Origin of the sequence: Aureliella helgolandensis (assembly GCF_007752135.1) — a bacterium.
Taxonomy (GTDB): Bacteria; Planctomycetota; Planctomycetia; order Pirellulales; family Pirellulaceae; genus Aureliella; species Aureliella helgolandensis.
In genome coordinates, this window is record NZ_CP036298.1 from 7,722,582 (window position 1) to 7,749,562 (window position 26,981).

A 26,981-nucleotide genomic window follows, 5' to 3' on the forward strand; every position below is an offset into this window, starting at 1 on the left:
CTCTTCCATGCTAAGTGGTAGTGCACAGCGAAGGATTAGCTCTTTCTTCGGTAGAAGGACGCCCCCAGTAAGAGAGCGCCGAACAAACCAACACTTCCTGGCTCAGGTACCGCTGCAACATTTACGGAATAGGAATTACCAGGAGAGAACACCTGGGAATCCAACGCGACTGGAGTTGCACCACTGCCAATAATGAACGCCAGGATATTTCGCCCCGGTTCGCTCACGGGCGTGGCGAGCTGTCCCTCAAAACTGAGGGGAGTGGCGGAACCGGTTGCCCCGAGTTGCAGACCGAGCTGCCCCAGCAAAACGCGTCCATTGGTCGGTGCGACTCCCCCAACGTTGTAGAGTCGTACAGCGACGCCACCCTGGATTGCGGCTGCCGTGCTGCTCTCGGCTCCCGGCAAAAAGGGGTTTCCACCAAACGCGTCATTCACGTTAAAACCGGTAATCGTGCTACCGCCCGCCCCTGCAGTTAAATTGAATTCGACTTTGTTGGTGCCATTGAAAGTAACATCACCACCAATTTCAGAAAGAAACAGATCGACACTCACTAAATTGCCAGCCTGTGAGCTATCGAAATCAGTCGCCTGATCAAATTCGAACTGGTAGTCCGCCCAACACGGCACTGGGAGGCACACCAATGCCGTTAAAGCAATGTAAAATCTCAGCATCTATAGGTTCCTTACTTTTCCATTCGGATGATTTGGATTCACGCAACGGGAGTAAAACAGTCTAATCAGCAGAAGCGACACACGCCACTATAACTACTCCCGCCCACGAGCGTCTCCAGATTTCCTGGAGACGCTCGATAACATTGGATTAACCGTTAAATCCATCAAGATCCCGCTCGCGCGAGTAGTTGAAGAAGAATGCAGAAGCGTCGAAGCCATCAATGAAACCATCTTCGTCAACGTCGAACATACTGTCGTAGTTCGAATCCCCTTGGCTCGAGTTGTAGCTGAAGAAGAATCCAGAGGCATCGAATCCATCTACAACTGCTGCTCCTGTTGCATCACCTCCATCAATCTCACCGAACAATCGGTAGAAGTTGTCAGCGGCTTCGTCGCCGAAGACAAAGTTTCCGCCTTCGCTGCCATCTTCGTCACCATCCAATCCAAAGCCACCAGAAAGAGAACGCACCAGGGCTCCGTTGATCATCAACCGATAGTTGCCGTCCATTAGGGAACCGGTGGAATCGACCAAACTGGCGTTAGGAGTGAATGTTAGCGTCAAGACCGTCTTCGAATTGGCGCCAATCCCAACCACTTCCGAGGCAATCATCACTCCTCCCACGGTTCCCGCCGTGCCGCTTGCATCGGCCTGGCGAACGACTTGAATGGCACCAAATGCGTCAAATCCGGTTACTTGTTGATCAAACTCGACTCGCATGGTTTTCAACTTGGACCGTTGATTGGCGCCATCGTTGATCGTCACGGACTCGACCGTCGGCAAGTTCACATCAATCACGCTGACATTCACCATGCCCGTGGACTTATTCCCCACCGCGTCACTCACTTCAAATCGGAACGAATCCGCGAACACGTTGGAGTTCCCGTAGTTCACATAGACGATTTGTCCATCGTCGATCTGCTGCTGAGTGAAGGTTCCAATCTGCTGGGTCGGTGCACTGGCCAGCGCCACGAAGCCGACGGCAGGATTGGTAGTGATGTGATAAACGACATCGGCTGGACCGCTGATATTGTCAACACTCAGCAGCGAACTTGGTGTGATCACAGTCGCCCCTCCCATGCTGGCAGAGAGAAGGTTCGTCGTCACCGTCGGCCCCGACGTATCCTTCACGAAGGTGGCCATTGCGCTGGACGCATTTCCCGCACCATCTTGGGTGGTGACAGTCACATTGATATTGCCGTCGCTCAGCGAAGCAATATTTGCTGGCCCATTCAAGGTGAATGCTCCACTCCCATCAGCAGCGCCGACCACGGAAACAGTCTTCGTACCATCAGAGAAAACCACACTCACCGGACGATTGGCCTCGGCCTGACTGCCGGTAATGGACACCGCACCTTGCTCCAATGCCGATACCACGCCGTCGCCAGCGATGGGTTGATCGATCATTGGCACCGTGGTAACGGTGTCCTTCGTTAGGGAAATGGTGTGCGATGCACTGTTTCCGCTTCGATCTTGTGCGGTGGCGGTCAGGGAGATTGGCCCTTCATCAAAGGCTGAGATATCGAAAGCCTGCCCTCCCAGAGCAAAGCTGCCAGCCCCTACCGTCACCACTTCCGTCAGGGTTTGAGTCCCATCGGAAATAGTCACTGTTACCTCCTGACCATTGACCGACATATTGTCCGTCAAACTGCCAGCGACGTTGACGTTCGCCACTTGGCTGGAATTGATAACACCACCATCGACATGCGAGGTGAATGCCAAAGTTGGGGCCTCCCGATCCAAGACAACTGTGACGTCGTCAAATCCGGTATTGCCTGCTGCATCCGTCGTTTCACCGATGACCGTAAGTGTTCCGTCCGAGAATGGCGACAGATCCGAAGCACTGATTAACGCAGAAAACGCGCCGTTGGCACCAGCCGTCACATACTTGGCCAGCGAGACTCCCGAGGAGTTGAAAACGGTAATGGTCACTTCGGCATTAGGCACGGTGGAACCCTCCACGGTCACCCCTGCAGCAGCCTCCTGCGCGTTGATCCGATCGTTTCCGGCGATCGGCGACAACAGCCCGAGTGCTGGTGCAACCGTGTCGATGGTTACGCGATGCTGCAAGTTGCCAGTCCAACTGGAATTACCTGCCGCATCCGTAACCTTTACTCGGAAATTGTAGAGTTGATCAGGCAGTGCGCCCGTTACATAGCTATACTCCGTCCGTTGCGGATTGATTTCAGCATCACCTAGCTTGGTGGAACCATTGAAGACTTCCACCGATTCGACTTCCGCATTGAATGAAGCGGACCCGCCAGAGCCCAACGTTCCACCGGTGAGCCACAGAGTGTTGTCATTGGTAATGGAATTGTCTGCCAAGCTACCAACATCGTCATGAATTTCGATGCCAGGGACGAGCGGAGCTGTGGAATCGATGATAAATGACGTCGTGGATGTTCCGATGTTTCCAGATGCATCCACATTGCTTACTGAGACATTGACCAAACCATCCACGAAATTGGGATGACCTGCGTTGGCATTGAGATTGAAGGTACCACTGAACTCTCCGGCGGCGTCGGCCCCTACGCTTAGCGTTCTGGAAACACTGCCGTCGGAAACCAGAATGCTGACCTGGCTATTCGCCTCCGCACCAGCCCCGCTAATGACTACCGCTCCCTTTTCACTTCCCACGACATAGCCGTCGCCTGCAATAGGAGAGTCGATCTGCAATCCAGGTGCAGCCTTATCGAGTTTCACCTCTTTGACCGCTACGGTTTCATTGCCCGCCGAGTCACGACTGACCGCTGTAATCTTCAATCGATCTGTGTCGGTTAGGCCCGTGAGACCGGCAACGTTGTTGGCCAGCGTCCAAGCCCCCGTGGAAGCCTGTGCTACTACCGTCCGCACAACGTCTGGTGTATTCGGATCTTCATCCGAGAAAGTCACAGTCACCGGCATGCCTGGTTCCGCATGCGTACCGGCTACGATGACAGCCACCGCTTCTCCACCATTGATGACATTGTTGCCAGCAACCGGGTTAGCGATCATGATCTGGTCAATTTCGGTATCGAGTGCAAGATTGGCCGAATCAGTTCCCTGGTTTCCTGCAGGATCGAAATTGCTAACCTTGACTTCGATTGCCCCATCCTCAAGTGAAGCGAGATTCACCGAGGGATCATTCAAGACAAACTCACCAGCACCATTGGACTGGACAGTTCGCACGATGTCAGGCGTCTGTCCAACTCCGGTCAGCGAATCAACAAACCGAACCTCAACACTCGAGTTTGGATGCGCGCCGCGCCCGCGAATGATCACGGAATTGGCTTCAGCCGCATTGACAACAGCATCGCCAGCGATGAGCCCCTTTTCCAATATCTCGATATTGGGATCAACTCGGTCAAGCTTGAATGTTTGCTGTGCGATCCCTTCATTACCAGCCACATCCTGATTGGTCACGACAAGCGTGATCGTGCCGTCAACCAACGCACTCGACGCTCCCAAATCCAATTCGATGGTACCATCGTTCGCGACCGATACGCCAGAAAACTCTTGCACATGAGGATTCGGACTGGTGGAGTCGGTCAGCTTAACATTTACGGGTTTTGCTGAATCCCAACCAGAGATTTTGAATACGATTGCGTCTGTCTCATCCTCGTTGACATAGCCATCGCCGCTGATGAGACCGACAATTGCAATCCCTGGAGCAACCGTATCCAGCGTAATCGTGGTAGTCGCCGATCCAACGTTTCCGAAGCTATCAAAACTGGTCGCCGTTACGGTGACCGGCCCATCCGCCAGAGTACTGAGGTTAGCCAGGGTGGTAGGCGAGTTGTAGGAGAGGCTGAAATCGCCATTGTCCGCCGCGGGCACGGTGCGTGTCACCGTCATATCGTTGACATCGGTAAATGTGACGACAACGGGTCGCGATTTTTCGGCATTCGTTCCTTCAATCAGAACGTGGCCTCGTTCTGCTAAATTCACCCGCCCATCGCCTTCGATGGGAGTCGTGATGGTCGGTACCGGAACCACCGTTTCCTTCTCTGCCAGGACTTGAGCAGTTCCCGCAACATTGCCTGCGATGTCCGTTCCGCTGGCCGAAATCGCGATCGGTCCATCGCTCTGCAAAGAGATATCGAACACGCTGCTATACTCCCCGTTTCCATCAGCGATGGCAGATTGGGTCTGCGAGCCAACGGTGATATCCACGGTCATGCCCGGATCCGCCCCTACCCCGGATATCGTTAGGGCTTCCGATTCTACCGCATTAATCTTACCGTCCCCGGCGATGGGTACGTCGATACTTAGATTCGGTGCGATGGTATCGATCTGCAACGCAAAGGTATTGGACACGCCACTTTCATTACCTGCCGAATCGGTAACTTTGGCGGTGAATAGCCGGCTACCATCATTCAACGCACTAGCAATTTGATAATTCCAGGTGCCGTCCGATTGTACGACTGTCGTTCCCACCGAGACACCATCGACGTAAATCCTGACGGTCGCCCCCACATTATTCGCCCAGGAATTCCCGCCACTGTTGTTTGCAACAGTTCCGTGGATTTTGGGCATATTCTCGTTAGTAAGCGAATTATTGGCCAAACTACCAGCGACGCCCGCGGCGGTAATCACGGGTGCTGGCGGGATCACTTTGTCGAGCTGAAATTCAATGGCACTCGCTAACGGCGTGGATGGGTTCCCAGCTACATCAGACACCGTGGCGGAGATAATGCGAATAGTGCCGTTTGCCAAGGAACTGATGTCCTTGGGAGTCGTGGTGAACACCATCGTATTGTTGGGGCCAGCAACGACGGTTCCGAACAGATCAATGTCTGCGGTCCCGTTGTTCGCATCTCTCAAGACAATTTTGACCGTTTTTCCGATCATCGAGCCAGCGTTGGGGTGGGCATCATGGACCGTACCGGAGAATGAGACCTGTCCTGCTTCCTGAGCACTTACCATACTGTCGACCGAAGACAGATTAATCGACAGCGTCGGTGCAACGGTATCTTTCTGTACGGTCTTTTGCGTTTGCCCACTGTTACCTGCAAGATCTGCGGTAGAGGCAACGATGGTCAGAGGGCCATCTGGCAGGCTACTCTTTTGAGCAGCGGATAATGTCCAAGAGAACGTTCCATCCGACTGGGCAAACACCCCTGAGGATGAAACCGATGCGCCAGGCCCACTGATCGTGATTTGCACACCTTGGTTCGGATCCGCCCCTACTCCGGTTATCTTCAGAGACTCACTGGCATTGACCACATTATCCGAAGTGACGTCGTCCAAGGCGATGGTTGGCGCGGCCACATCTTTGGTGATCGTACGCGAAGCGAGTCCCTCGTTACCAGCGGCATCGGAGACGGTAACCTTTACCGAAATCGGCCCATCGTTCAGAGTCGTTATGTTCGCGGTTTGTGCATCGAATGAGTAGGCGCCGCCGGCGCCAGAGGAAACGGTCCGCGAGACAGAACTAGAACCATCCGAAAAAGTCACCTGTACTGTAGCACCAACCAGTGGACTTCCTCCGTTGTCAGTAACCGTTCCCGACAGAGTTACCGCGGAAGCTTCCACTTGGTTCACAAGATTGTTACCGGAAATAAACCCGTTGATAGTGACGACTGGGGCCGAGGTGTCCTTTTGAACCCCTAGACTCTGCGAGCCCAAGTTGCCCGCTAGATCTGCGGCGGTGATCGTGATCGTGAGTGGTCCGTCATTCAGGGAACGGACATCGATTGGGTTTCCGGCCAGCGTAAACGCGCTCCCGCTAGCCGTGATGGTACGTGCAATGGGAGCATTCACTCCGTCAGAAACCAAGACAGTCACTGAGCTATTGGGCTCCGATACCGTACCCGCGACGACCAGGGCGGCAGCATCGCTGTCGCCTAACAGTTGACCATCGGTGGGAGTGCTAATGACCAGCGTGGGCTGCACCGTATCCTTAGTCAGCGTTCGAGGTTGCGTCGTCGTACTATTCCCCGCGTTATCGACAGCGGTAACGGTGACTGCAATATTACCATCCGGCAAGCTCGAAAGATCAACAGGAGGACTCACATAGCTAGCACCGGCAACAGGCACTCCAGTGACCAGAATGCTAGCACCGTTCGAATGTTTGAAGAGGATATCGACCGTTCCGCCAACGATTCCGGTTCCGTCTGCTCCATCGGAGGCGATACCCGAAATGATGACCGCCGTTTGCTCCAACGCGTTGACCCGATTATCTCCCATGGTATTCGCGTCAATGGTCAAGACCGGTGCATCTGCGTCCTTCGTCAAATCCAGCGAGAACAGCGAGGAATTACCCGCTGCATCGGTGGTGGTGATTTTGAGCATGATTAGCCCGGGATTCAAACTCGACAGGTCCAACGAGGTGGCTGGCGCTAGGAGTTCGAATTCTCCAGCTGCATTCGACATCACCGATTGGGTCACTGCGGGAGTTTGCGAAGCATTCGCACCCGTGTCGTCAATCGAAATGGTAACGAGGGTATTGGGCTCTGCACCTTCCCCAGCCAGCTCAATCGACTGCTGCTCGGCCGCATTGATGATCCCATCTGATCCCCAACTATTGGAGGTTAGGACTACCGGACCAGGAACGACCGTATCAACATTGAATGAAGCGGTTCCAGTAGCGGAATTGCCGTGCGCATCGGACGTAGTCACCGAGACAGTAATGGGTGCACTTCCCGCGTCACCTCCAAATCCCTGTGAAACGAGATTGACTGCTGGAGAAGTAAACCCGCCCGAAGCGTTGGCCATGATCGTTCCTGGCAACGTATAGGAGTGCGCGCCCTGCGAGAACGAGATGGTCACCGGGCGATTGGGCTCTGCGCCTGCCCCTTGGATTACTAGATTTGTCGCTTCAGCTCGGTTAGCGATATTGTCGCCAGCAATGGGTGTAGAAATCACAGGCGTTGAAGCGGTTGTGTCCTTGCTGTAAACCGCGGTCGCACTATGACTGTTCCCCGCCGCATCCGTTGCAGTCGCCAACAGCGTTACATTCCCATCAGCCAGCGAAGTCAGGTCGACGTTGGCTAAGGCCCAATCTCCATTGGCGTCAACATTGGTAGTGGTCGTGACTTGGCTCCCGCCAGCGGAGAAGATTAGTGCAACGGTACTCGCACCATCCGCCTTCCCGGCGACTGAAATCGCCGATCCAATCACCTGTCCCGAAGCTGGGGCATTGATGGAAATACCAGGATCTACCGTATCAACTTCGATCGAGCTCAATACATTCGAATCCGCTGATTCATTGCCTGCAATATCCTTGAGGGTCGCGTGAAAATCATAGGTATTGTCGGCGAGTGGCGCCGTGGTGATCGCCCAACTTTTGGTCGCTCCACTTCCGGTTGCTTGCCCCGTGCCAACCGCTACACCATTGGCATAGATTGTCACGAGTCCTGAAGCAGTCGTCGTGCCTGATAACCTAATCGTATTGTCATTGGTTAGTGCACCCGAGGTAATCGACTGAACGACTCCATTGGGATTCACACTAGCCGAAACAAGGGTCGGTGGTTGTGCAGGTGCAGCGCGATCAAGAGTAACCGATACGCTGGACGTACCAGCATTCCCGACGTCATCTTGCTGGGTAACGGTAATGGTCAGAAGTCCATCAACGGCCGTGGAGAGATCTGGACTGAACGAAAAACTCCCGTCTGAATTAAGCGTGACCGGTAGATTGGCTTGAACTGGCCCATTCGAATCGGAAACGCTAAACACAGGAACGGAGGCCGCGTTCACATCACCACCTTGGCCAGTGATCGTCAGCGTCGGCGCTTCGTCAGCATTGATATAGTTATCGCCAGCCACAGGTGTGTTGATTTGAATCGCGGGAGCGGAAGCATCCTTGGTTGCGGTACCCGACACCACCGTTTTGTTGCCAAAGGAATCCGTATTGGAAATAGTGACCGTGATGGGACCGTCATTCAGCGCCCCAATATTGATCGGCGCGCTAGAGAACAAACCGCCGGCAACCGTCGCGAACCCCTGCGTGACGTTGACGCCATCCGTAATACTGATAGCCACCGACGTACCATTCTCACTGCTGGCACCACTAATGATCAAGCCGACAGCTTCGGCATGGGACACCACATTATCTGCGCCTCCCACCAAATCAAGGCTAAGTACCGGTGGGGTCTGATCGAGGACGACTGCTACCTGGCTGGTGCCAGGATTGCCTGCTTCATCTACCGACGAAACGATGATTTGCACATTTCCGTCGGAAAGCGAGGAGAGATCGATCGTTGCTGAAAAATTTCCGCTTGCGTCCGCCGTTGCTCCAGGCGAGCCTTGGATTGTCCCTCCGGGACCTGTTGCAGAAATAGCGACTGCACCGTTGGGCAACGCTCCGGTTCCCGAAACCGTAACAACGCTCGTGAGTGCGTTAAAGGACGCACCGACAACGGGGCTGACGATGGTTGGAGCGGACGGTGCTGAATAGTCGGTTACGATCGTCCTTGAATCGGATCCAATATTGCCGTGTGCATCCGAGGTGGTTGCCGTTACGGTAAGCTGGGCACCATCCGCTACACCGCTAAGGTCCACCGGAGTTGCAGTCCCAGGCCCCGTCCCGGTATTGTTGAAACCACCGACTCCGTCTGCAGTCACCGTCCGGCTGACAGAAAACCCTGCCCCGTCATCGAAGGTGATGGTGACTTCAGCACCAGCTTCGGCCCCCGTACCAAAGACCTTAACGGCCGTCGACTCCACGATATTGATCACGTCGTCGCTGGAAATTTCCAAGGGCAGCTGGATGGGTGGGGCGACTGTATCTTTGCTAATCCAAGCATTTCGCTGCGCAGTCCCCGCGTTTCCCCCCACCCCAGAAACACTTACCGAAAGGGTGGTATCCAACATCGAGGAAACATCGAGCCCAGTAGCCTCCCAAACGCCACTGTTCACGGGCACTGAGCGAGTAACGGGGTTTCCGCCGCCGAGGCCATCATCCACAGTAAGAATGACTTGAGTCACTCCTCCCGAAGCGGTTCCAGAAATGGAGAAGGCATGCTGCTCCTGTGCATTGACGACATCATCCGACAGGCTGTTGCCCGTGATATCGACGGCCAACAACCGGCGATCCTCTAGCGGCTCATGAAGAATACTTCGCAAGAAGGAACGGCCCCGCGTAGGGCGATGATAGCCAGCAAACGCAGGTCTTCCCGGATTTCCGGCTCCAAACCAGCCTAAAAAGGCGCACCACATTCTATAGAAACTACTGAACATCCAAGCTCCGGAAAGCACCGGAGTGCGGAACGCATTCTGCCACCACGCCAGCTTCTCTGCCTGCTGTCGCAGCGCCTGCTGTGTTGAATTTGCGGCCTTGGCTCGAATTTTTTCGGCCTTGAGACGATTGCTTTGAAGACGAGCTTGGTCTTTTGTAAATCGACGCGATGACATAGCGGTGGGTCCTTGGAATGCAGATTAATGATTGCTACTGGTGTGCGAATACCGCCCAAACCGGCTACTCCACAAATCCCTACAGGGAGGCGCAGCGCAGGCAATTCGACCATAGCCTAACCACCACACGAACTACATTCAAGCAAACAACCCCCATTCCCGCCACAATCCTCAAAACAAACAGGGGGTAAACGCCCCCCCCCCCTTAAGAAAAGCCACAACACGCCTTCAGTGGCACAAACCTACCTGTGGCGCAGAAAGGCGTTCAACCCTGGCAGATCGTCGGTGTTGATGAAGTCGACTTTGGACCTCTGCAGGACTTCCCATGCAGCCTGGGTGTCGGGAGTCCCCCAAAAGCGAATTAAACGCCCTTGGGCGTGACAGCGGTCGACAAGGTCCTTCAGCTTGTCGTATTCCGCCGACGGGATCTCTCCCTGTCCCTTCCAGCGAAAGTGGTTTCGCCAATTGTCACTAATCAATGGCATCAGATGGGGCGGCTGCTGGCTACCCAAATCACTCAGGCGGCCATCGACACCGGCAAATCGGAGTGTAGCTTTGGCCATCGCGTCGATCGGTCGGTCTCCGCTGATGATCACATTCACCGCGCGAGTCTTCGTTTTCCCCGCCTCAATTGAGGTGATCATCTCTGGGTATTCCGCGAGAAGCGCTTCGAGTGCCTGATACGTGGCTTCTCCGTCGGCTTTGAAATCGATCAGTAGGGTGATGGGCATGCCGTCGCCATACACGCTCCCAGCATGCTTTCGCACTCGCGTTCGCAGCGGCTCAAGATACAGGCCTTGAAGCGTTCGCCCCGGGGACAATTCGGCTCGCGAGTGAGCGACCAATAGTTGCCCATCGACCAGAAAGACATCTGCCTCGACGCTGCAGAAGCCATTGTCGAGCGCGTCGAGCAGAGGGCGATCATGCAGGTAGTCATTGTGGGCGTGAGCCTGGCGGTGGACGACCGTCTCCTCTTGCGCGAAGAGCGTTTCACTCAAGCACACAGTGCCAAGTAGAGCTAGCATGAGAGAGGTAGATACAGTGCGCAGCATGTTTGGTTATCCGGAGAATTGCGTAGTTTAAATTGAAGCCAATCAGTCTAGCAAACTGTTCTCGACTCGTTATCAAAGGACGCCGAAAGATGACGCTACCCAGCCAGCCGAGGTGCGAGTTTCTCCTGACGGCAGGCGTTTTTTAGCCATGCGGAAGCCATGAAACGCGACCATCCCTACGAGGACGAGTTCTTGGGGACCGACCGCACTGAAGCGTTGCGGCTGGGACTTGTGGCGGGGAAGCATCTGGCTGGGCCACTCCATAAACCACAGCCAATCGAACCCCTGCTTGCCGAATTGGACTTAGCGGATGAAGCCCAGTGGTACACGGTGCGAGTTTGGTTGGACGCGGGTTACACACCTCGGTTCACCTTCCGCAACGGCCTCATGGATGCAAGACGCCTGTGGTCCCGACTGATGCGACGCTATCCCGAGCAATTCCCCAATCCGGGAAAGCGGAAGGGGATCGTAGAGGCCCGTTATGATGCGATCCACTCCGGTCGGCTGCCACACATTCGAATCTACGAAGTCGAGCTATCGGGCCCCCATTGGGACTCGTGGCCTACCGCCAGCCAGCGCCCCGTCTTGGGAGAGGGGAGCCAAACAATCTTGGAGTCGGGGCGTTTTCCCTCCTCCCAAGCCATGCGTCAAGCGCTTGAGCGATTTGCTGCGTTGGCCTACCGCCTACCGCCTACCGCCGACCGCTATCCGGTGATGAAACCGAGCGAATCTTAGACGTCATTCGCCGCAGACGCGATGCGGGGAGAACGGAGCTGGAAGCCTACGGGGACGGACTCAAAACAATCCTCTGCTCACCGAGCTTCCTCTACCTGCCACAGCCCGGGGGCGCACCGGATGCCGCGGTGGCAGCACGATTGTCCTATTTCTTGTGAGGCTCTACACCCGATGCAACTTTGCTGAATGGTATCGAAGCGGGAGAACTCCACCACCCGGCGCAGTGGAGAGCACAGATTGAGCGAATGCTCGACGATGACAAACTAGCTGGCTTCGTTCAAGGATTTCTCGACAGCTGGCTGAACTTGCGGGCGACGCCCCCCGACCGCAGTCAGTTCACAAGCTTTTACCAATACGACTTAGGCTCTGCCATGCGAGCCGAAACCGAGTTATTTACTCGACATCTGATCGAAGAAAACCTTAGCCCAGAGTTGTTTATCGATGCCGACTTTACCTTTGCGAACAAGCGTCTAGCCGAACACTATGCGGTGGATTTCCCAGGTGGCAATGGATTTCAACGAGTTAGTTTGAAAGATGGGCGGCGTGGTAGACCGCTTGGTCAGGCCAGCGTCCTGACCGTATCCGCCATCGCTATCGATACGTCTCCGGTAGTGCGTGGCGTCTGACTGCTGGAGAATCTATTGGGTAGCACTCCTCCCCCACCTCCGGCTGATGTTGAACCGCTCGATCCCGACACGCGAGGGGCCACATCGATTCGCGAGCAGCTGGCGAAGCTCCGCCGCGTCGCCAGTTGCAACGACTGCCACCGTAAGATTGATCCGCCGGGCTTTGCCCTGGAAAATTTCGATCGCATTGGCGGCTGGAGAACCCAGTACAGCCAGACGGTTCCTATCGACGCTTCCGGCGTGCTGCCAGGCGGCAAACGATTCGCCGGAGTCGAGGGGCTGAAGCGTCATCTGCTGCAGGACAAAACCCAGTTCTATCGCGCCTTAACCACCAAGCTCCTCGAGTACGCGACAGGCAGACAACTCGGGATTCAAGACCGCCCCGAGGTCGACCGGATTGTCTCGCGACTGGAGAATGACCACATCGGCATGCGAGAATTGCTAGTTGAGGTGGCAACATCACCGATGTTTACGCTTAATTAGCGATTCTTAGGGAGACGCTACGTGCGGCGCCCTACCGACTTTTGCGGGACGAATTAAGATTTGGAGTGGACTGAGCTGTTATCTGAGTTAGATTCGATTGGTATTGAGAACCCATAGCCGCGGGGTCCACCCCCCACTGGGGCATGTAGCCTCTCCGTTCCCTTTCAATTGCATCGCGAAGCCTACCGTGGCGAAGAAACGAACCAGTAAGCCCAAGTCCCGAACACGCAAGCCCGCTGTGCCTGGTGAGCAGCGTATCAACAAGATTTTGGCAGGCGCCGGAGTCGGCAGCCGGCGAGAAGTCGAGGAGTTGATCGTACAGGGACGGGTAGAGGTCGATCGCCAAACGGTCACCGATTTGGCCACCAAGGTCAACCCGAGCAATGTCACGATTAAGGTTGACGGGGTCGCTCTGAAACCGTTCCGTCCGATTTATTATGCACTCAATAAACCGACCGGCGTTCTATCGACCAATCGCGACCCCAGTGGCCGCATCCGGGTAATCGACCTCGTACCCGATAAGGCGCGCGTATTTTCGGTGGGCCGTCTGGATCAAAGCAGTGAAGGCTTAATCCTGCTGACCAATGATGGCGAATTGGCGCAGCGCTTGGCGCATCCCAAGTTCCGCGTACAGAAGACTTACTTTGTCGTCGTATCGGGGCAACTGACCCAGGACGAACTCGACAAACTCCGCAAGGGAGTCCACCTGTCGGAGGGCTTTGCCAAGATCGATGGCGCGAAGATTCGCCGACATCGCAAGGGCTGTACCGAGCTGGAGATCGTTTTGTCGGAAGGCAAGAATCGCGAGATTCGCCGAATTCTGGCGCGGGCTGGACACAAGGTTGTCTTGCTGCGGCGATTAGCGATCGGGCCACTCAAACTTGGCCAGATGCCAGTGGGTGCTTCGCGGGAGCTATCGAGCTCCGAAGTCAAGGCGCTCTACGCAGCAACCGACCCCAACAAGCGGAACAAGGCAGCGAAGGGGAAGTCGAAACGGGCAGATGGCGAAAGTGCGGCGGCAGCTGAAAAATCGCAAAAGGTCAAGCCCAAGGATCAAGCTCCGCCAATTCCATCGGCGCTGGAAGACGACGATGAACCCGATTTGCTGACCGAGGACTTCGGTCGCTTGGGGCTCGAATTGGATGATGATTTTGGCGATTTCGACAGCGACTTTGTGGGAGACTTCAGCGGTTCCGGCAGCGGCAGCATCCTGTCCTACGATGCCGACGAAGTGACCACGCCTCGCTCCAACCAAAAATCAAAGCCCAGCCAGAAAAAGCGAGCTTCGGGCAGCCGCGCTCGCACTGGCACCGGCGCCCGCGGTACGAAGTCCTCCAGCACCGGCTCAAGAGAGTCGGCGGACACTGGCACGCGAACCGGCGGACCTCGTACGGGTGGCAAACGGGCCTCACCTGGCAAACGGGCAGCCGCCGGGCGAACCGCTAGGCCTGCCGGCAAACGAGCGACCAGCAGTGCGTCAAGAAGCAGCGCCCCCAAGGGTAAGGCTGCCGGACGCAGCGCCTCCGCGAAAGGTCGCAGCTCCGCGCCCCGTGGCGGGAAATCTGGCGGCGGAAAATCAAGTGGCCCAAGAGGCCGAGGCGGCAAGGGTAGCCAACGATAATCAACGAGCGCGATGTTCCCCGAGCTTCCGCCGGCGATTCATCGGCCTGATCCGATAGGGCCCCATGAAGCGATCCGCGCGAGGATGGAGCTGTTCACCGCACGACGAAAGGATGGAGATCATGACACACTTCGCGGACTGCGCTCGGTCAATCCGAACGACGATTATTGAAAACGAATGGATTGCGAAGGATACGCGCCGCATTCGCTTTCTTGCGCCAGAAATGGCTGCGTCCGTCGTCCCCGGACAGTTCTTCATGATCCGGAATCCCGCCGGCAATGATCCTCTCATCGGTCGGGCACTAGCTCTCTACAACAGATCCCCCGCCCCCCAACCGATATCCTCGCAATCGCCTGCTCCGCCGGTGGATCACGACCGCAGCCCGCCCGCTGCGGCGGGATGGATTGATTTGGTTTACCTAGTCAAAGGCAAACTAACGAGCAGCCTTGCGAAACTCAGGCCAGGCAGCGACATTGCCGTTTGGGGACCACTCGGCAATGGCTTCCCCGCCGCCCCCGTAGACCATTTGGTCATGGTTGCGGGTGGTATTGGGCAGACTCCCTTTTTGACATTGGCCCAAGAAGCGCTCGGAAACGCAAAATTTGGAGACGCGGGAAATCGCCCTATGGGATACACCCCACAAGTCAGCCTGTGCTACGGTGCCCGCAGCCAAGAATACTTGGCGGGCCTTGAAGACTTCGAACGTGCAGGAGTTGAACTCCATATCGCGACCGAAGACGGCTCACGGGGAATCCACGGCCGTGTCACCCTGCCTCTCGAACAACTCCTGCAGAATGAACAGCGTTCGGGAAAGAGCGTGCGTGTAGTGTGTTGCGGCCCCGAACCGATGATGGAAGCGGTGGCTGAGCTAGCGGCTCGCTATGCAGTTCCCTGCCAGGTATCTCTCGAAACCCCCATGGCCTGCGGCATCGGTATCTGCTTTACCTGTGTCGCTAAAGTCGGCACGACTGCCGACTGGGATTACAAACGCACCTGCGTGGAAGGTCCGGTTTTTGATGCCGCGGAGATCCTGTGGCACTAGCCCCCGCAAACTTAGCGCAGCAGGGGTGTGTTCGAAGAAGGGCTCGCCGCCGTGTTGGGTGGCAAGGTAAAGCTTGAGGGTGACGCGGCTGCGGGAGATTTCGTCGCTCCCTCCTGCCCTGCTCCAAAGTCGTAGCCGGTCGTTCGCGAGGTCGTCCCTGGAGTGTAACCGCTGAGAGTTGTCGCACCTTTGTAAGCCGATGGAGCGGGGGCAGTCGTTCCCACCGGTAGCGAACTGGTCGCCGTGGCAGGCGATTGTGCACCGGTGGTTGGATTGGCGGCCGCTGGCGGCAAAGAGCCGCTCGGGAATGTACTAATACTGCTTAGGCTGTTCGAATCTGCAGGTTGACTTCCGGAAGCGGCCCCTGGATAGCTTGGGAAGCTCGTTGGCATAGCACCCGGCGCCCCAGTCGAAGGCGCAGCTGCGGATGCACCTGCCGGATTGGGGTAGGCCGCCATTCCCATCGAAGGCGCGGTCGCGTTGCTGGCCACCTTCCCAGGGACGCTTGTTGCGCTCGGAGCTTGGCTCGCAGGGGCAGTCCCACCAGGCAAGCTCGTGTTGGGTGCAGCCGTCGCATTGGCCGAACCGTTGTACGACCCACCATAGGGATTGGGGAGATTGCTGGCATAGACCGAGGATGGTGAACTCGCGAGGGTCGCCGGGCTGCCTGCGGTTTGCCCCACTTGGTAGGGACCGGTTTGATACCCGTTGGCCTGCGCCGCGAGCCCGGTTTTAGGGGCACCTACCGTTTGAGCACTGGCGGCTAAACCACTGGCCGATGGTCCACTGGCGGCTGCCGTAGAACCAGCTACTGGCGCTTTGGCTCCCACGGATGCAATAGTACTCGGTGAGTACTTGCCAGCAGGCCCAACAGGCGCTCCGGTAGCTTCTTTTCCGCTAACCAGCAGTGTGGGATCAGGCTCGCGATTCCAAGAGAACATTTTGCTACCGGGCATCGACCCAGCGCTCTTGCAGCCAACCGACGTTACCGCCATTGCTGCTAACAGGGCGATGCTCCCAAGAGGGCTATACAGCTTGCTTTCGTTCATCCGATCGATCCTTCGCCATTCAACCATTCGTCACTCTGCTTCCGTGCAAGTGATGATGTAACATTTTCTTCGGACGCTGCACCTGCCAATGTCCAGCTAATCCTCAAGGTTTACGCAAACCGTGGTATCAGCACCTTTAAAGTACTGCTGTGTTCGTGCAATGCGGTAAAGCTATAGGTCAGTTGCACCGCTTCATGCAAGATCAAACCTACCCTATACCGATGCAGATTCTCGAATTGCTGCCTGCAGAGTTCTCAACTGTGAACGCATTAAGGCAATACTCATATTGTGCATCGCTTGATTCTTAGAAATTTCCGTAACTTGCTCTTCCACGCTGACATCACTGCCGTCGTGATACAGGATTTGTTTGGTAACGTCCCGGACTTTCTCCATTTGGTCGGGGAGAACCGCATTGGAACCGGGAGAACGATACACCTCCGGAGCATGCTTCGATTCAATCGCTTCGCGGAGCGATGCGTGAAAATCTTCGATGGAGATGTCCCGTGTCTGGTAGCCGGGGGTGTCCAAGTTGGCGATATTTCCAGCCAGCAACATATGCCGCTTCTGTGCAAAAGTTGCCGATTGCTCCAGGGCTGGCAGAGTGGAGTTGCTGAGCCAACTGTCCCACATGTCGAATTGCCTCTACAGAATGAGCGAAATGACCGGTGCTAGGTGGAAGCAATGTCGCAACAAATCCGTACGCCTCTAGCCTACCAATACCTAGCACCAGGAAACGATCCCCGTTGATCACTCCCGCGAATAGCCTAGGCCGCCATGGAACGGGCACGGGGCGGCTGCAGGACGATCGTGCAAGCTCTGCCTCCCTGTGGACACTTCGTAAAATAGATCGGGTATTCTGCCGCCATGGAATGTGTTGAAAACGCATTGGAGCGAGTTAGCTCAAAGGTAGGACCACTATCGGTGATCTCGATTTCCACGCCACGCCAAGATTGACAGACTGAAAAGCTTAACTCACCGCGATTGGGAGAACGATTGATCGCCTCTCCAACTTCCCGTGAGATCGCCAGACACAAGGAGCTTGGACAATACTGGTCGACGGTGTGCTCATCAAAATCAACTTCGACGCGCAGGTGACGCGCGGCGATGGCGTGACGATATTGCTCCAACGCATCTTCCCAAGCAGTTCGAATCGAATGCTCCGCCAATGGCGTTTGCTGATAGAGAGTCAAATTGACCATGTTCGTCCCTTCCGTGGGCGTCGATTGAGGTGGCTAAAGGTTGCTAATGTCCAATGCACTTTCGGACAGCACGTCGTCTGCCGAATAGGCGCTCCGCGCGAGCGTTGCGTCCCGACCGTCTTGCAATTGCGCTGCGACCGCATCTCGCTGGCGCGACATTTCTTCTAACGTTTTCTGTTCGAAATGGGAAATTTCTTGAAGCAACCGAGTCCCGGCCTCCGCTAGTTCTCGACACTCCTGACGGCGTTGTGGTGAAACCCACACGCGTGATTCAGCATCATCATCAAAGTAGGGCTGCATCTGAATGCGCAAGACCTCAAGGTGCTCGATGAGAACCTGTTTTCGCGAGATGAAGCCTAAGGTAACATTGATATCTCCCTGCGCAGTGGCATCGGATTGGGAATCGGCTAGCAGCCTCAAACTTTGAGCAGTCTGCAGTCGCTCCTCCATGCATCGCACTAAATACTCAGTGTATTGCACCGTGGTGGGATCGATGTAAGCATGCATTGCCAAATTCCGATTCGTGGCATGCGTAGCTGGATTGTCAGATGGCATGCCGACCTCCTTAAGTTCAGGTCCCGTTCAGCACTTCGAATCTTGCGGCAGATGTTCGGTTTAGCAAATTCGCAGACGCGCGGCGATACCGATTCTCCCAAATGGTGCGGCGTTGGAGGCGCGTTGAGGGGTGCCGCGCAGCGCGAGGAAGGCAAGTGCAATGGTAGCCACAGCCTGCTCGAAAGTCCCCCCTTTTCTCCCTGAGGATACAACGTACCTGAATCGACAAGTAGTGACGCAGCAGAGCACATCGCCATCCGTCGCCAGCCACCAGCCACCTAGAGTAGATCGCTGCGCCGCTCGGCTGTACGGGACTGCCGCTGCGCCGCTCGCCAAGCGGCAATCTCCGCATGATTGCCACTCAACAACACGTCGGGAACCTCCCTGCCCCGATATTCCCGAGGACGAGTGTATTGAGGAAACTCGAGCAGAGCCTCGTCCGAAAACGAATCTTCAGCGCTACTCCGCTCATCACCCAGCACCCCTGGTATGAGCCGAATCACGGAATCGACTACCGCCATGGCCGCGACTTCCCCACCATTGAGAATGAAGTCACCCAAGCTGATTTCGCGAGGCTGGAGGATATCGATGACTCGTTGATCGAACCCCTCGTAGCGTCCACACAATAGGATCATTCTGCGGTTTTCCGACAAGCTGGAGACCACCCCCTGCTTCAACGTCTCTCCCTGAGGGGTGAGCAACAGCAACTCCCCCTCCTCTTCAGACAATGCCTGCACCGCTTCGATGCATTCGACGACAGGCTCTACCTGAATCAACATGCCAGGCCCACCACCGAAGGGAGGAGCATCCACCTTGTGATGCTTGCTGGTCGACCAGTCTCGGAGATTGTGCAAATGCACTTCGACCAACTCGCGTTCAATTGCTTTTGCTAGCAAACTTTCACCGAGATAGCCCGGAAAAATCTGAGGAAACAAGGTCACAATGTCAAAACGAATTTTTTCAGCAGGCATAGAACTTCGCAAATCTGGGAGGAGGGGTAACCAATAACCGAATGAACTGAAGCCGGAGACCCTACGTAACCGATAAACTTTAACAACTACGTTTCGCCAACGAATCGCCAACGAATCGCTTGGGTGGCCCATTGGGGCCTACCATCGACCTCTTGGTCCCTGCTCAGGAATTTCAGCTGGGCTGGCAACGGAGATGGCACTTCGAGCGAGTTCCGCCGAACACTTCTGTGTCATTGTGATTATTCTTCCCAAGGAGTCTACGTGTCATCCGCGCCGTCCTACGATTCTGCCTCACACACGAAGCCGGGCGGCGGGCTGCGCGATTCCCTCTATCGCTGGGTGAGCGACTGGGGCACGATGGTGGTCGACACCATGGTGACTCTGGGGGACATGGCTCTGTTCACCAGCCGCATTTTTCTGTGGCTGTTCACCACCCTCCCTCGCAAGGGAACGGTCCTCCCTAACTTCTACCATGTGGGAGTCCTGAGCCTGCCGGTCGTGGCCCTGACAGGGACCTTTATCGGCATGGTACTGGCCAACCAAAGCTACACGCAGTTCCGCGATCTGGGACTCGAGAATCGCATGGGTGCGGTCATCAATATGTCGCTGGTCCGCGAGTTGGGCCCCGTACTCGCCGCCACCATGCTGGCTGGACGGGTGGGCAGCGCCATGGCTGCGGTGTTGGGAACGATGCGGGTCACTGAGCAGATTGATGCCCTGACTAGCATGGGAGCGAATCCGATTCACTACCTAGTCGTCCCCCGTTTCCTGGCCTGCATCTTGCTCATTCCGGCATTGACGATCATGGCCGATTTCATGGGAATTGTCGGCGGCTATTTCTACAGCGTCGTCATGCTCGGAGTGGACCACTACCAATACTTGAACAACAGCCGCCAGTTCGTCGGCGGCTGGGATTTCTTTATGGGGATCTTCAAGAGCTTCTTCTTTGGAGGGATCATCGCAGTGGTGAGCTGCTACCGTGGATTCACTTGCCTGGAAGGGGCTGAGGGAGTGGGGCGAGCTGCAACGGCTGCCTTTGTGTTCAGCTTCGTCTTAATTTTGATTGTCGATCTGTTGCTCAACATCGTGCTCGATGCCACCTTCATGATGGTCTGGCCCCACGGCGGAAAGAAGTTGTTCTGAGCCATGGATGACGATCTAGATCAACTCGCCCGAGACCGCGCCTCCATCGAGAGCGTTGCACCGAGCGCGAAGTCCAAGCCCTTGGTCGAATTGCGGGACATGACGCTTCAGTTCGGGCGTCAGGTGATCCTCAGCCATATCAATCTGAGTATTCCAAGCGGTCAAACGGTAGTCATCATCGGTGAAAGTGGCTGTGGTAAAACGATGCTGTTGAAGACAGTCGTCGGCCTGATGCGTCCCACCGGCGGACAGGTCCTGTATGACGGGCAAGACATCCACCGACTGGGCGATCAAGAAATGACTGCCCTGCGCCGGAAGTTTGGCTTTGTCTTCCAGAATGCCGCCCTATTTGACAGCATGACTATTGGTCAAAACGTCGCCTTCCCACTCATCCAACACAACCTGGCCAACGGTCGCAGCATTCAACGCATCGTCAGCGAACGTCTGGCCGAAGTAGGCTTGCCAGAAAGCGTGGCTCACAAGCGTCCCTCACAACTCTCTGGAGGAATGCGGAAGCGAGTCGGCTTGGCCCGAGCCTTGGTACTGAATCCGGAGCTAATGCTCTATGACGAGCCGACCACCGGACTTGATCCCATTATGAGTGACGTGATCAATGAATTGATGCTCCGCACGCGTACCAACGCAGGCGTCACCAGCCTGATCATTACGCACGACATGCGCACCGCGCGAAAGGTAGCGGATCGAGTGATCATGCTCTATCCCTTCGCGAGATTGAAGAAGGGGGAGAGTCAAGTCATCTATGACGGTCCTCCGGCAGGAATTGAGGAAACCGATGACCAACGAGTCCGGCAGTTTGTAAGAGGCGAGGCAGGTGAGCGACTGATGGAACTCAGGCGTTCTACCTCGGACGGTTTTGGCATCGAACCCACTCTTGCCGACGACTACACGGAATAATTACCGTTGAAAGGGAATAGTTCATGGACGAACAAGGTTATCGATTTGGCGTGGGAGTTCTGGTGGTCGCATCTCTAGTGATCGCTGTAATTCTCATTATGTTTTTTGGTGCCGCACCTAACATTTTCAAACATCAGTACCGAACCACGATTCGATTCAATGCCGCCCCCGGCGTCGGCACCGATACTCCCGTTCGAAAGAATGGCGTTCAGATTGGCCGCGTCGCCTCCGTCAAACTGCTGAAGGGTGCACAAGGCGTTGAACTCACCCTGGAACTGGATGCGGAGCACGAAGTCTACGTGGGCGAACAGCCTCGCATCGGCAAGGGCTCGTTCATTACCGGCGATGCAGTCGTCGAATTTGTGCCGCTTTCCGAATTCAACTTGGTGGAAAAGTTTGATGGTCAAGGAGGCTCACCAGCCAACGGTTTACTGGATGAAAACGAAATGCAGTTGTCGCGTGCCATCCTCAAAGATGGAGACTTCATTACCGGTGGAATCGTAGCACCCGATCCGCTCGATACTCTGCTCGATATGCAATCCTCATTCGCAACCACCCTAGCTTCGATCGAAAATGCGGGCAACCAAGTCACTGCCCTAGCCTTGGACGTTCGCACCATGATTGGCGGTAGCGATGGAGAGTTGCGGCGGATTACGGTCCAAGCCGAGCAAACAATCGCCAACTTCAATCAGACGCTAGACGCAATCGAGTCCGTTTTTGCGGATCCCAATCTTAAGAATTCTATCAATGTCGTTTCTCAACGACTTCCCGAATTGGTCAACGAGGCCGAACGGGTCATGCAACAGACTCAATCGACGCTAGCCGCCTACGAAGGAGTCGGCCGAGCTGCAGAGGAAGCGATGCAGAACGTATCCGAGTTCACGCAGCCACTGGGTGATCAAGGGGAGAGAATCGTCGGCGACGTGCTGCGCACAGTGAACAACTTGGATTCTCTACTGGGCGATCTACGGAAAGTATCGGTGACGGTCAATCAAGTCGCGACTCGCATCAACAATGGGCAGGGAACCTTCGCCAAACTGATGGACGATGACCAGCTCTACTACAGCGTGATCAACACGCTCGAGAATGTCGAAACCCTGACCCGTCGCCTGCAACCGGTCGTTGAGGATGCACGCATATTCTCGGACAAACTTGCGCGCGATCCGGCCAGCTTAATCGATGTGCGTGGAGCGCTTACAGGACGTCCACGCGGAGGCATCAAATAGTGGAATCTAAAGGGCTCCAATTACGACGGCGGTCGCGTTGTCGCGTCCAGATTCATTGACCGCGGACATCACCAACTGCTGCGCCTTAGTGGGCGTTCCCTCCTCGACATCGGCACTTACGATCTCTTCTATCCCACGATCCCACAGGCCCTCGGTCACCCCATCGGTACACAACACGAATTGATCTCCTGGATGATAGTCCAGCACGCCAATATGTGGATTCAAATAGCGATGCCCGGCACCTAAGGCTTGCGACAAGACGTTCTTCCGAGGATGCATCCGCGCTTCGCGTTCGTTGACTTGCTTATTGCGCCGCAGCCAGCCGACATGCGTATGGTCTTCACTGACTTGCTGGATTCCACCGGCAGCTGGTAGATAATACAACCGGCTATCGCCGATATGGCCGAAGTAAACCCGTCCCCGCCGGAACCAGGCCAACGTGAGCGTAGCTCCCATGTTGCGGCAGTTCTCGTCAAAGCGGCCGAGCTTCAGCAGATCGGTATGGATACTGTTAAACAGCTCTCGCAGAATGTCATCGCTATAGGCCGAAAAACGCTCTTCCCCCAACCCAAATTGCCGAGGCAATTGCAGCGTGATCTTTTCGACGGCAATGCGACTGGCAAACTCTCCTGACCGTTCGCCTCCCATTCCATCACTGACCGCGAATATAAAGTCAGAATGTTCCAGTGCCGCGTTGCCCACCTTTCCCAGGTATCGAATCCCCCGCGAATCGAGCAACATGGCTAGAAACGCATCTTCATTGTTTGGACGGAAGCGGCCGGGATGCGTCAACCCCGACCATTCGAGGCGTTCGGCCGAACTGTGTTGCACCTCGGGTTCAGAACTAGCGGGCGCAATCTCACTCTTGTCCAAAATCTCCGCGAATTCAAAATCAATTACACAGAAACGACCATCCGAAGCACGGTAGGTAATATTCCTCAAAAAGGGATCGTCGTGTCGAACCCCATACTTTTCAAGCTCCGCAAAAATCTCCGCAACACGATCATCCGTGATGTGCTGAACCCGAGCTCCGCAGCTGGAGGTGATCATTTCCAGCGTCTCGGGGTGGGCGTCGAGCAGGCGCGGCACAAAGGGACACTTGCGAGCCTCTAAATACTTCAAGACGCGAACCTCGTTCGCAAACCGCGACTCCGCCTCGGGACCACGGAACAGCTTGTGCACGCGACCGTCGAAACCAATCCGAACCAAGGCGCGTTGAGTATTTTTAGCTTCTTGCATGAGTTGCGTTCTTCTGAAAAAAAACGCCGCACAGGACCCTGTGCGGCGTTCTTATTTTATACCATGGAACATTCAAGCGGGGACTAGCCAACCGACTTGATCGTCTTTTGCACTCGCGAAACGATCTTATAGGGATCGGCTTGCGAGTTGGGGCGACGGTCTTCAAGGTATCCCTTGTAGCCATTTTTAACAAACGCGTGAGGGACCCGAATCGATGCACCACGGTTTGCCACACCCCAATTGAACTTATCAATGGACTGCGTCTCATGGAGACCGGTCAAACGCAAATGGTTGTCGGGACCGTAGGCGGCAATGTGCTCGTTGGCGTACTTCTCGAAAGCATCCATCAACTTCTTAAAGTACTCTTCGCCACCGACGTCGCGCATGTGCGCGGTAGAGAAGTTGCAGTGCATGCCGGAACCGTTCCAGTCACCCTTGACTGGCTTGCAGTGCAATTCGACTCCCAGGCCATATTTCTCCGCAGCTCGGAAAAGAATGTAACGGGCCATCCAAACGTCGTCGCAGACTTTCTTGGCACCCTTGGCAAAGACCTGGAATTCCCACTGCCCCTTGGCAACTTCCGCGTTGATCCCTTCGTGATTGATGCCGGCATCCAAGCAGAGGTCGAGATGCTCTTCCACAAACTGGCGCGCGATATCACCTACATTTTTGTAGCCAACGCCACAGTAGTATTCACCCTGGGGACCAGGGAAACCGTCAGCTGGGAATCCAAGTGGGCGAGTGCCTTCCATCAGGAAGTATTCCTGCTCGAGCCCAATCCACAAATCGGCTTCGTCTTCGATGGTTGCCCGGAAGTTCGAAGGGTGTGGCGTGCCATCTGGCAGCAACACTTCACACATGACCAAGAAACCATTCTTGCGACTGGAGTCTGGATAAAGCGCAACCGGCTTCAAAATACAGTCTGAACTGCTACCTTCAGCTTGTTGCGTCGAACTACCGTCAAATCCCCACAATTCCAAGTCAGCAACTGTCTTGGGAGCCTTGTCTGTGAGTTTGGTTTTGCTGCGAAGGTTGGGTTCGGGCAGATAACCATCGAGCCACACATACTCTAATTTGTACTTACTGTCTGAAGACATTCCACACATTCTTTTCGATAGAACACCAATGGTAGAAAAGACATCGCGTCTTCCATGTCTCTGAAATTCCGCCAGACAATGGAACACACCGCGAATACTTCCGTTTCGCACTCGACAAGGACAAACTGAACAACTGGCAACGAAGTTCGATCATTGAACAACGCCCCCAAATGCAGATGTTGGTCCAAACAGCCCGTGAATATCCCTACCCAAGAATCCACCGGTGGCCAGGACCCAAGCCCCAACCGCTGCACCAACACTTACACGCCCACCGTCCTCCTCCAGCGATGACCCCATTAGGCTATCACGCGGGTCGCTTGCTAACAAGTCTTCGTGGAATGGTACGGGGCCACTGCCAAGTGAGAAGATGGCCTGCCGCCGGCCCTGCGGGCCGATCCCCCTCCTTAACGCGGCTTGCAGGCCTCCACAGCCTCCTTACTACACCCTTCGCTTGCACAATCCTTTTCGCAAGGGTTGCCCGACGAATGAACTCGATGCTCATGCTGATCGCACGCCCCACGCTCCGCCGAAGCGGGCGAACCGAGCGGGCTAGCCCCGGTGTCTGAAGCGGCCCCTGGCCCCTGCATGCGATTCCCTAATTCTCGACAGGCTGCGTCGGGATTCGAGCATAGGGAACAAGAGGTATTACCATCTCCATCCCTGGAATTGGCCAACCCACCACAACTTCCACTGATCTCACGCCGCCCCATCATGACCCCCACGGCCATTCCTGCAACCACGAGTAGAAATGCGGTTAAGGTAATACCAAACACTAGTAGCAGACTCATCAAATCCCCTTCTAATTGCAATGCCACTCAACGGCTTATGGATTCAGCAACCCGCTGAGTGACGGGCGGTTGAGTTTATAGCAATTGAATTTTAACGCGGAGTTAGCAGCCTCAACGCGGCCAATGCCAACGCGTTGCAGCCGGTCTATCGACCGGCCATCAAGGAGTGGACGCAGGGCGAGCTTGTTCCAATTTACGAAAGCTTTCGGAAGCTCGGACCTCCATCGAATCGCCATTTCGGACAATCATCATCACGGCCCAACCTTGCTGTTCAGCCAATTGCCACCCCTCTTCGCTGTCTAGCACCATCAAACTAGTCGCTGCCGCATCGGCCAGTGCACAGCTTGAGGCGACGACCGAAGTTGAGACAACCTGCGATTGAGTAGGGCGCCCCGTCCTAGGATCTATCGTATGCGAAACCCGCTGGTTGTCCAAATTGTAGAAATTGCGATAGTCGCCACTCGTTGCCAAGCCTTGACCGGAAAGCCCAACCACGGTCTGAATCCCCCGCTCCCGCTCAGAGGGACGTTCGATGCCAACTTGCCAGTCTCGTCCATCTAGGCGAGTGCCACGCGTACGCACCTCCCCGCCAATCTCCACGAAATAGGCGGCGACTCCCGCACGGTCCAAAACTTGAGCCACGCGATCAACCCCGTGCCCTTTAGCAATCGCCGATAGATCGATTTGGACTTCGGGCAGAGCCTTTTTGATGGCGGGTGGTTCTTGGCGGACACTTACATGCCGGTAACCACAGGCCTGCCTTGCGGCCGTGAGCGTCGCTTCACTTGGCTCATGCTCGGCGCGCCCCTGAGGACCAAATCCCCACAGGCTCACCAACGGACCCACCGTAATGTCGAAGGCGCCTTTGGTCATCGCTGAAACCGCCAAAGACAATTCAACCGTGGCAACCGTCTCGGGAGATACGGGAAACCAATCGGTGGTATGGCTGTTGTTGAATCGCGAAATCTCAGAATCATCTCGATAGGTCGACATCTGCGCATTGACCCGTTCCAACTCGCTCGCAATCTCAGCAGAGATAGCTGCCAAGTCCGGCATCTGGGGACCAGGCACGAGCTTTACCGAGTAGGTCGTGCCCATCGTTCGGCCGTTGAACATCTGCACCACCGCGATGGTTTTGCGTCGGCAAGCGGTAATCGCCACGAGGCAGACAAAAGCGAGCAAAGCCAATGTCGCAATGCGACCACTGTGCCAAGAGTTCACGCCAGCAGTCGATC

Annotated in this window: 20 protein-coding genes and 1 pseudogene; 9 read left to right on the forward strand and 12 right to left on the reverse strand. The window is 55.6% G+C overall.

What is annotated here, in order from left to right; translation table 11 throughout:
* Positions 1-35 precede the first annotated feature (35 nt).
* The 3 genes from Q31a_RS27310 to Q31a_RS27320 form a co-directional block, all read right to left on the reverse strand.
* Positions 36-674 (reverse strand): PEP-CTERM sorting domain-containing protein, encoded by a 639-nt coding sequence (locus Q31a_RS27310; protein WP_145085280.1) that lies wholly within the window; start codon positions 672-674, stop codon positions 36-38.
* A gap of 148 nt (positions 675-822) precedes the next feature.
* Positions 823-10,005 carry an Ig-like domain-containing protein gene (locus Q31a_RS27315; RefSeq protein ID WP_145085283.1) on the reverse strand — a complete coding sequence of 3,061 codons (9,183 nt, stop codon included), beginning with the start codon at positions 10,003-10,005 and terminating at the stop codon, positions 823-825.
* Positions 10,006-10,247: 242 nt separating this feature from the next.
* Entirely contained in the window at positions 10,248-11,057 is an 810-nt protein-coding gene (locus Q31a_RS27320) for a phosphatidylinositol-specific phospholipase C/glycerophosphodiester phosphodiesterase family protein (protein ID WP_231690970.1), read from the reverse strand.
* Positions 11,058-11,216: 159 nt separating this feature from the next.
* Here Q31a_RS27320 and Q31a_RS27325 point away from each other — a divergent pair, with 159 nt between their 5' ends.
* From Q31a_RS27325 to Q31a_RS27350, 6 genes and pseudogenes are all read left to right on the forward strand, one after another.
* Positions 11,217-11,792: a hypothetical protein gene (locus tag Q31a_RS27325; RefSeq protein ID WP_145085286.1), complete on the forward strand. Its 576-nt coding sequence runs from the start codon at positions 11,217-11,219 to the stop codon at positions 11,790-11,792.
* A 5-nt stretch (positions 11,793-11,797) separates the two neighbouring features.
* Positions 11,798-11,950, forward strand: a complete 153-nt coding sequence (locus Q31a_RS31475; protein WP_391575346.1) for a hypothetical protein — start codon at positions 11,798-11,800, stop codon at positions 11,948-11,950.
* A 12-nt stretch (positions 11,951-11,962) separates the two neighbouring features.
* Positions 11,963-12,418 (forward strand): annotated as a pseudogene (locus Q31a_RS27335) (DUF1592 domain-containing protein); the annotation flags it as partial.
* 15 nt (positions 12,419-12,433) lie between these two features.
* Positions 12,434-12,901 (forward strand): DUF1585 domain-containing protein, encoded by a 468-nt coding sequence (locus tag Q31a_RS27340; protein WP_145085292.1) that lies wholly within the window; start codon positions 12,434-12,436, stop codon positions 12,899-12,901.
* 187 nt (positions 12,902-13,088) lie between these two features.
* A complete protein-coding gene (locus tag Q31a_RS27345) occupies positions 13,089-14,522 on the forward strand; it encodes a pseudouridine synthase (RefSeq protein ID WP_231690971.1) in 1,434 nt (477 codons plus the stop codon).
* 121 nt (positions 14,523-14,643) lie between these two features.
* Positions 14,644-15,564: a dihydroorotate dehydrogenase electron transfer subunit gene (locus Q31a_RS27350; RefSeq protein WP_231690972.1), complete on the forward strand. Its 921-nt coding sequence runs from the start codon at positions 14,644-14,646 to the stop codon at positions 15,562-15,564.
* Between the two features lie 11 nt (positions 15,565-15,575).
* Here Q31a_RS27350 and Q31a_RS27355 read toward each other — a convergent pair whose 3' ends face one another.
* The 5 genes from Q31a_RS27355 to trmD all read right to left on the reverse strand — a co-directional run bounded on the left by Q31a_RS27355 (position 15,576) and on the right by trmD (position 19,323).
* Positions 15,576-16,613 carry a hypothetical protein gene (locus Q31a_RS27355; RefSeq protein ID WP_145085295.1) on the reverse strand — a complete coding sequence of 346 codons (1,038 nt, stop codon included), beginning with the start codon at positions 16,611-16,613 and terminating at the stop codon, positions 15,576-15,578.
* 213 nt (positions 16,614-16,826) lie between these two features.
* Positions 16,827-17,243: a flagellar basal body rod protein FlgB gene (locus Q31a_RS27360; protein ID WP_145085298.1), complete on the reverse strand. Its 417-nt coding sequence runs from the start codon at positions 17,241-17,243 to the stop codon at positions 16,827-16,829.
* A 134-nt stretch (positions 17,244-17,377) separates the two neighbouring features.
* Positions 17,378-17,812 (reverse strand): histidine kinase, encoded by a 435-nt coding sequence (locus Q31a_RS27365; protein WP_145085301.1) that lies wholly within the window; start codon positions 17,810-17,812, stop codon positions 17,378-17,380.
* A 33-nt stretch (positions 17,813-17,845) separates the two neighbouring features.
* Positions 17,846-18,367, reverse strand: coding sequence for a hypothetical protein (locus tag Q31a_RS27370; RefSeq protein WP_145085303.1), 522 nt, complete (start codon positions 18,365-18,367; stop codon positions 17,846-17,848).
* A 278-nt stretch (positions 18,368-18,645) separates the two neighbouring features.
* Positions 18,646-19,323, reverse strand: a complete 678-nt coding sequence (gene trmD / locus Q31a_RS27375) for a tRNA (guanosine(37)-N1)-methyltransferase TrmD (protein ID WP_145087699.1) — start codon at positions 19,321-19,323, stop codon at positions 18,646-18,648.
* Positions 19,324-19,695: 372 nt separating this feature from the next.
* Between trmD and Q31a_RS27380 the strand changes: the two genes are divergently transcribed.
* Genes Q31a_RS27380 through Q31a_RS27390 form a run of 3 tightly spaced genes read left to right on the forward strand, consistent with a single transcriptional unit; the run spans position 19,696 to position 22,622 of the window.
* Complete coding sequence (locus tag Q31a_RS27380) at positions 19,696-20,481, forward strand: MlaE family ABC transporter permease (RefSeq protein ID WP_145087701.1); 786 nt, start codon at positions 19,696-19,698, stop codon at positions 20,479-20,481.
* Positions 20,482-20,484: 3 nt separating this feature from the next.
* A complete protein-coding gene (locus Q31a_RS27385) occupies positions 20,485-21,396 on the forward strand; it encodes an ABC transporter ATP-binding protein (RefSeq protein ID WP_145085306.1) in 912 nt (303 codons plus the stop codon).
* Between the two features lie 23 nt (positions 21,397-21,419).
* Positions 21,420-22,622 (forward strand): MlaD family protein, encoded by a 1,203-nt coding sequence (locus Q31a_RS27390; RefSeq protein WP_145085309.1) that lies wholly within the window; start codon positions 21,420-21,422, stop codon positions 22,620-22,622.
* A 6-nt stretch (positions 22,623-22,628) separates the two neighbouring features.
* Here Q31a_RS27390 and Q31a_RS30570 read toward each other — a convergent pair whose 3' ends face one another.
* The 4 genes from Q31a_RS30570 to Q31a_RS27415 all read right to left on the reverse strand — a co-directional run bounded on the left by Q31a_RS30570 (position 22,629) and on the right by Q31a_RS27415 (position 26,967).
* Complete coding sequence (locus tag Q31a_RS30570; RefSeq protein WP_197355806.1) at positions 22,629-23,861, reverse strand: protein phosphatase 2C domain-containing protein; 1,233 nt, start codon at positions 23,859-23,861, stop codon at positions 22,629-22,631.
* Positions 23,862-23,944: 83 nt separating this feature from the next.
* Positions 23,945-24,958 (reverse strand): glutamine synthetase beta-grasp domain-containing protein, encoded by a 1,014-nt coding sequence (locus tag Q31a_RS27405; RefSeq protein ID WP_145085312.1) that lies wholly within the window; start codon positions 24,956-24,958, stop codon positions 23,945-23,947.
* A gap of 404 nt (positions 24,959-25,362) precedes the next feature.
* Positions 25,363-25,746: a hypothetical protein gene (locus Q31a_RS30575; RefSeq protein WP_197355807.1), complete on the reverse strand. Its 384-nt coding sequence runs from the start codon at positions 25,744-25,746 to the stop codon at positions 25,363-25,365.
* Positions 25,747-25,905: 159 nt separating this feature from the next.
* Positions 25,906-26,967, reverse strand: a complete 1,062-nt coding sequence (locus Q31a_RS27415) for an FAD:protein FMN transferase (RefSeq protein ID WP_197355809.1) — start codon at positions 26,965-26,967, stop codon at positions 25,906-25,908.
* Between the last annotated feature and the right edge of the window lie 14 nt (positions 26,968-26,981).

What these genes read in the sequence shown, in the direction of transcription:
- Q31a_RS30570 (WP_197355806.1), bottom strand. Translation starts at nt 23,861, where the DNA reads ATGCAAGAAGCTAAAAATACTCAACGCGCCTTGGTTCGGATTGGTTTC.
- Q31a_RS27405 (WP_145085312.1), bottom strand. Translation starts at nt 24,958, where the DNA reads ATGTCTTCAGACAGTAAGTACAAATTAGAGTATGTGTGGCTCGATGGT.
- Q31a_RS27315 (WP_145085283.1), bottom strand. Translation starts at nt 10,005, where the DNA reads ATGTCATCGCGTCGATTTACAAAAGACCAAGCTCGTCTTCAAAGCAAT.
- Q31a_RS27310 (WP_145085280.1), bottom strand. Translation starts at nt 674, where the DNA reads ATGCTGAGATTTTACATTGCTTTAACGGCATTGGTGTGCCTCCCAGTG.
- Q31a_RS27320 (WP_231690970.1), bottom strand. Translation starts at nt 11,057, where the DNA reads ATGCTGCGCACTGTATCTACCTCTCTCATGCTAGCTCTACTTGGCACT.
- Q31a_RS27380 (WP_145087701.1), top strand. Translation starts at nt 19,696, where the DNA reads ATGGTGGTCGACACCATGGTGACTCTGGGGGACATGGCTCTGTTCACC.
- Q31a_RS30575 (WP_197355807.1), bottom strand. Translation starts at nt 25,746, where the DNA reads ATGAGTCTGCTACTAGTGTTTGGTATTACCTTAACCGCATTTCTACTC.
- Q31a_RS27385 (WP_145085306.1), top strand. Translation starts at nt 20,485, where the DNA reads ATGGATGACGATCTAGATCAACTCGCCCGAGACCGCGCCTCCATCGAG.
- Q31a_RS27370 (WP_145085303.1), bottom strand. Translation starts at nt 18,367, where the DNA reads ATGCCATCTGACAATCCAGCTACGCATGCCACGAATCGGAATTTGGCA.
- Q31a_RS27360 (WP_145085298.1), bottom strand. Translation starts at nt 17,243, where the DNA reads ATGTGGGACAGTTGGCTCAGCAACTCCACTCTGCCAGCCCTGGAGCAA.
- Q31a_RS27365 (WP_145085301.1), bottom strand. Translation starts at nt 17,812, where the DNA reads ATGGTCAATTTGACTCTCTATCAGCAAACGCCATTGGCGGAGCATTCG.
- Q31a_RS27390 (WP_145085309.1), top strand. Translation starts at nt 21,420, where the DNA reads ATGGACGAACAAGGTTATCGATTTGGCGTGGGAGTTCTGGTGGTCGCA.
- Q31a_RS27350 (WP_231690972.1), top strand. Translation starts at nt 14,644, where the DNA reads ATGACACACTTCGCGGACTGCGCTCGGTCAATCCGAACGACGATTATT.
- Q31a_RS27325 (WP_145085286.1), top strand. Translation starts at nt 11,217, where the DNA reads ATGAAACGCGACCATCCCTACGAGGACGAGTTCTTGGGGACCGACCGC.
- Q31a_RS27355 (WP_145085295.1), bottom strand. Translation starts at nt 16,613, where the DNA reads ATGAACGAAAGCAAGCTGTATAGCCCTCTTGGGAGCATCGCCCTGTTA.